At 39.4% G+C, this 4,320-nt stretch carries 5 protein-coding genes; 2 read left to right on the top strand and 3 right to left on the bottom strand.

From position 1 onward, the window contains the following. On the top strand, positions 1-777 hold a 777-nt coding region (locus tag AC6F75_RS08730), incomplete at its 5' end, for a phosphoribosylaminoimidazolesuccinocarboxamide synthase (RefSeq protein WP_500714622.1). On the opposite strand, the gene AC6F75_RS08725 is transcribed toward AC6F75_RS08730, so the two are convergent. Both AC6F75_RS08725 and AC6F75_RS08720 read right to left on the bottom strand, forming a co-directional pair. Next, entirely contained in the window at positions 774-2,045 is a 1,272-nt protein-coding gene (locus AC6F75_RS08725) for an acyloxyacyl hydrolase (protein WP_500714621.1), read from the bottom strand. The two genes, AC6F75_RS08730 and AC6F75_RS08725, sit on opposite strands and share 4 nt — an antisense overlap. Before the next feature lie 15 nt (positions 2,046-2,060). After that, positions 2,061-3,149 (bottom strand): M28 family peptidase, encoded by a 1,089-nt coding sequence (locus tag AC6F75_RS08720; protein WP_500714620.1) that lies wholly within the window; start codon positions 3,147-3,149, stop codon positions 2,061-2,063. A gap of 119 nt (positions 3,150-3,268) precedes the next feature. Between AC6F75_RS08720 and AC6F75_RS08715 the strand changes: the two genes are divergently transcribed. Then, entirely contained in the window at positions 3,269-3,955 is a 687-nt protein-coding gene (locus AC6F75_RS08715) for a DUF4294 domain-containing protein (protein WP_500714619.1), read from the top strand. 89 nt (positions 3,956-4,044) lie between these two features. Here AC6F75_RS08715 and AC6F75_RS08710 read toward each other — a convergent pair. Then, the coding region (locus tag AC6F75_RS08710; protein WP_500714618.1) for a hypothetical protein at positions 4,045-4,320 on the bottom strand (276 nt) is incomplete at its 5' end.

Genomic DNA, 4,320 nt, shown 5'->3' with positions numbered 1-4,320 from the left:
CTCAATCAGATTGCCACCAAAATGATGAGTGCCACAGAAGACCTGGTGCCCAACTGGCTTATCGCCACGCCCGACCCCAATGTTGCCATTGGCCACGCCTGTGAGCCTTTTATGGTGGAAATGGTCATCAGGGGCTATTTGAGCGGCCACGCTGCCCGGGAATACAAATCCGGAAAAAGAATGTTGTGTGGAGTGCCCATGCCGGAAGGCATGAAAGAAAATGACAAATTCCCGCAACCCATCATAACGCCGGCTACCAAAGCGGAAGCCGGTGAGCATGATGAGGATATTTCACGGGAAGATATTTTGAAGAGAGGTATCGTTTCAGAGGCAGATTATTTGGTTTTGGAAGATTACACCCGAAAACTTTTTCAACGCGGAACAGAAATTGCCGCCTCCCGAGGATTAATTTTGGTGGATACAAAATATGAATTTGGTAAAACCAAAGACGGTAAAATTGTTTTGATTGATGAAATTCACACACCGGATTCATCAAGGTATTTTTATGCCGAAGGCTATCAGGAGCGACAAGATAAAGGAGGGTCACAAAAGCAGCTTTCCAAAGAGTTTGTGCGTCAATGGCTCATTCAAAACGGCTTTCAGGGTTTGGAAGGGCAGCAAGTCCCCTTTATGTCTGATGAGTATGTGGAAAGTGTTTCAGAGCGTTATATCGAGTTGTATGAAAACATCACCGGTGAGCAGTTTATAAAAGCTGATGTGTCGAATATTTCAGAAAGAATTGAAAAAAATGTTGTTGCATATTTAGCCTCAAACTAATTCTTCCCTTTAAAATTAAAGTTATACACATATCCAAAGCTTAACTCATTGAAATCAGCCTGACCCAAATTGGCGTTGAGGTGTGTGCCAATGTAGAAATTATGTGTGGGTTGCTTGTCATTTCCAAAAAGATAATACTTCAATCCCAGTCTACTGGAGATAGTGCGTTTGAATTCATAATACCAATCCGGTTCGCCGTAAACCACTCCAATATAAGGCTCGTCATCAGGGTCATAAGCAATAAACACATAGCCTTGATTTAAAATCCAATCCATCTGATAAGCCGGTTTGTAGATGTTAAAACCCAGCTGGAATTCCACCCCAATATGATTTAAAAGCAATTCTCCCGTCCCGAAAATTCCAATGTTACTCGCATAACCAAAAGGATTTTCAAGAAAGTGAGGGAAACGTTCCACAATAAGTTCTTCTTCGTTTTTGATGTAGTCGTAATAATGTTCATAAAAACTATAATAAGCCCCAACGCCAAATTTAAAGGTGTTGTTTATCACTTTTCCGTATGAAACCGCAGCCGTATAAACCGCTTTTTGCTCGTTAAAAATTTGCGAAAGCACGTTTTGACCAAGACCGAACCTTATATTTAGAAAGTTGTATGTTGACCTGGAAAACTCCTCCATATTCACATTGTGTTTTTCTGTTTGGATATTTTTGAAAATCCCCGTTTCATAAGAAACCCCCAGTAAAAATGAATTCATCCCCTGGTTGGGCAAACGCACATGGCCGTTTGAATGGTGCAAATAATTCAGGCTTAAGCGAAGCATCGATTTTTTGAAAGACAACAGATCGTAAGTCAACGACCCTCGAAATGCCCAAGAAAATTCAGTTGAAATGGCTTTATTGTTAGGGTTGTCACGAATGTCATATTGTACATCATGATAGGAAGCTCCCAGTCCAAAAAGCGCATTCAGCTTTTGAGAACCAAAAAGCCCAAACTCCGCATAAGGGAGCAGTGAATAAGCCCTGCCCACCTGCTCACTGTTTCCATAGTCTGAAATTCCCAGGCTAAACCCCGTTTTTGGATAATTGAGCCGGTAAGCCCATTCTTGAGGATTGTTGTTGTGGTATTTTCCGAAGGTGAGGAAAACCGTTTTTTGAACGCCCACTTCGGGGAAATCAGTATTGGGTTCGGAAAGTGTTCCTATCAAAATTTCCGGAGAAATAAAAAGAGAATACTTTAAAGTGTCAGGACGTTCCTGTCCAAACAACTTTAAGGTAAATATGATTAATACTAAGGCGAGCTTAATTTTCAACAGCAAAAGTTTCCGTTAATCAAAATAATTGAAAGACTGCCCGTTTTTAATACTCAAAACCGACTCATAGATTAATCTGATTACATTTTCCACATCGTCGCGATGCACCATTTCTACTGTTGTGTGCATATAGCGTAAAGGTAAAGAAATCAATGCCGAAGGCACTCCACCATTGCTGTATGCAAAAGCGTCAGTGTCGGTTCCTGTGGAGCGTGAGGAGGCCATCCGTTGGAATGGAATTTTGTTTTTCTCTGCTGTTTCGATTAAAAGTTCTCTAAGTTTATTCTGAACAGCAGGCGCATAGGAGATTACAGGACCGTCACCAATTTTGGTTTCACCTTCGGTTTTTTTGTCAATCATAGGGGTAGTGGTGTCATGGCATACATCGGTTACAATGGCAACATTGGGTTTTATGGTTTGGGTAATCATTTCTGCACCACGCAAACCAATTTCCTCCTGAACAGAATTGGTTATATACAATCCGAAGGGCAGTTTCTTTTTGGTTTCCTTAAAAAGTCTAGCTACTTCGGCAATCATAAAGCCGCCCATACGATTGTCTAAAGCACGGCAAACAAATTTATTTTCGTTTAAAACGAAAAAAGTGTCAGGATAAGTAATCACACAACCCACGTGAACGCCTAATTTTAAGACTTCCTCTTTGGTGTCGCATCCCACATCTATACATATATTGTCCATCTTTGGGGAAAGTTCTTTGTCCTTGTCTTTGCGGGTATGAATGGCCGGCCATCCAAAAACACCCTGTACAATCCCTTTTTTGGTATGAATGTTCACACGTTTTGATGGAGCGATTTGATGGTCGCTGCCGCCGTTTCTGATTACATAAATCAGCCCGTTGTCAGTAATGTAATTGACATACCACGAAATTTCATCAGCATGACCTTCAATCACTACTTTATATTTGGCTTTAGGATTGATGATGGCCACAGCAGTTCCGTAATTGTCAGTTATAAATTCATCCACATAAGGTTTTAAATAATCCATCCAGATTTTTTGTCCACCAGACTCATAACCCGTGGGGGAAGCGTTGTTTAAATAAGATTCTAAAAATGCAAGTGATTTTTTGTTGAGTATCGATTTGGCCATAGTTCATTTTTTTTTTGACGGGTAAAAATACCAATATTAATATGATTTTAGTAACACAAGACAATATAATATGTAATTTTGGAACGATTTTGGAGTTATCAGAAAGAAATCGCATTTTTATGAGTAGATTGTTTTTTGCCCTTACATTGTTTTTTACTTATTCGATAGTCTCTTTTGCACAGGATGATGATGCCTATCGTTATGTTAAAAATGACACCACAGAGTACATATATATGATTATTGACGGTGACACCATGCCCAGACAGTTTATTGATTTGGATGAGGTGTACTTGTTGAATCAGCTAAAGTTCAATTCTGCAGAAGAGCGTCGCAATTATTTAATACTGAGAAGACGCACCCGTAAGGTATATCCCTATGCCAAGCTGGCTGCTGACAGGCTATATACAATGAATCAGCGGTTAGAAACCTTGGAGTCAAACAGGGAAAGACGCATTTACACCCGTAGAATTCAACAGTATGTAGAAGAAGAGTTTACTGAGGAGTTAAAAAAACTTACTAAGAGTGAAGGAAGAATACTTGTTAAGCTTATCCACAGGCAAACAGGAGAGACAGTTTTTGATTTAGTTAAGGACTTGCGCACCGGCTGGCGGGCATTTTGGTACAATACCACGGCGAGTATGTTTGACATTTCTCTTAAATCTGAATTTCAGCCACATAAAGTCAAAGAAGACTTTTTAATTGAAGACATATTGCAACGTGGTTTTCAGGAAGGCGTCCTGGAATTGCAACATCCGGCATATCCCATCAATTATTTTGATTTGGCCGATAAATGGACGAGTAAATAGTATACACGTTTTTAGTTCAGAAAGTTTTTTTTCTTATCTTAGTAGCCCTGAAAAAAATTTTCATTCTCAAAAATGTAGCAATCAATCAGTTAAGTTTTGACTGGGTTTTTTTGTTGTGTTGAGAAAAAAAACACTTGTTTAATTGAGAATTGGGTGTATATTTGCAGCCGCTTTGAACGGGAGTAAAACCCGCAAAAAACGTGAAGTTCACAGAAAAAATGCCCTTTAAATCTTTTTTCAAAAAAAGTTTTAAAATAAGTTGTTATAAATAAAAAGGGTATTATCTTTGCACCCGCTTTGGGACACAGAGCGGCATTAAATAGAAGACAAGATACTCCTTCGCGTAAAGCTACGGAGTACGAAGA

It is taken from the genome of Planktosalinus sp., from assembly GCF_059864935.1.
Note: the sequence above shows the minus strand (reverse complement) of the source record. Positions and strands in the feature narration are given on the sequence as shown.

What these genes read in the sequence shown, in the direction of transcription:
- AC6F75_RS08715 (WP_500714619.1), top strand. Translation starts at nt 3,269, where the DNA reads ATGAGTAGATTGTTTTTTGCCCTTACATTGTTTTTTACTTATTCGATA.
- AC6F75_RS08720 (WP_500714620.1), bottom strand. Translation starts at nt 3,149, where the DNA reads ATGGCCAAATCGATACTCAACAAAAAATCACTTGCATTTTTAGAATCT.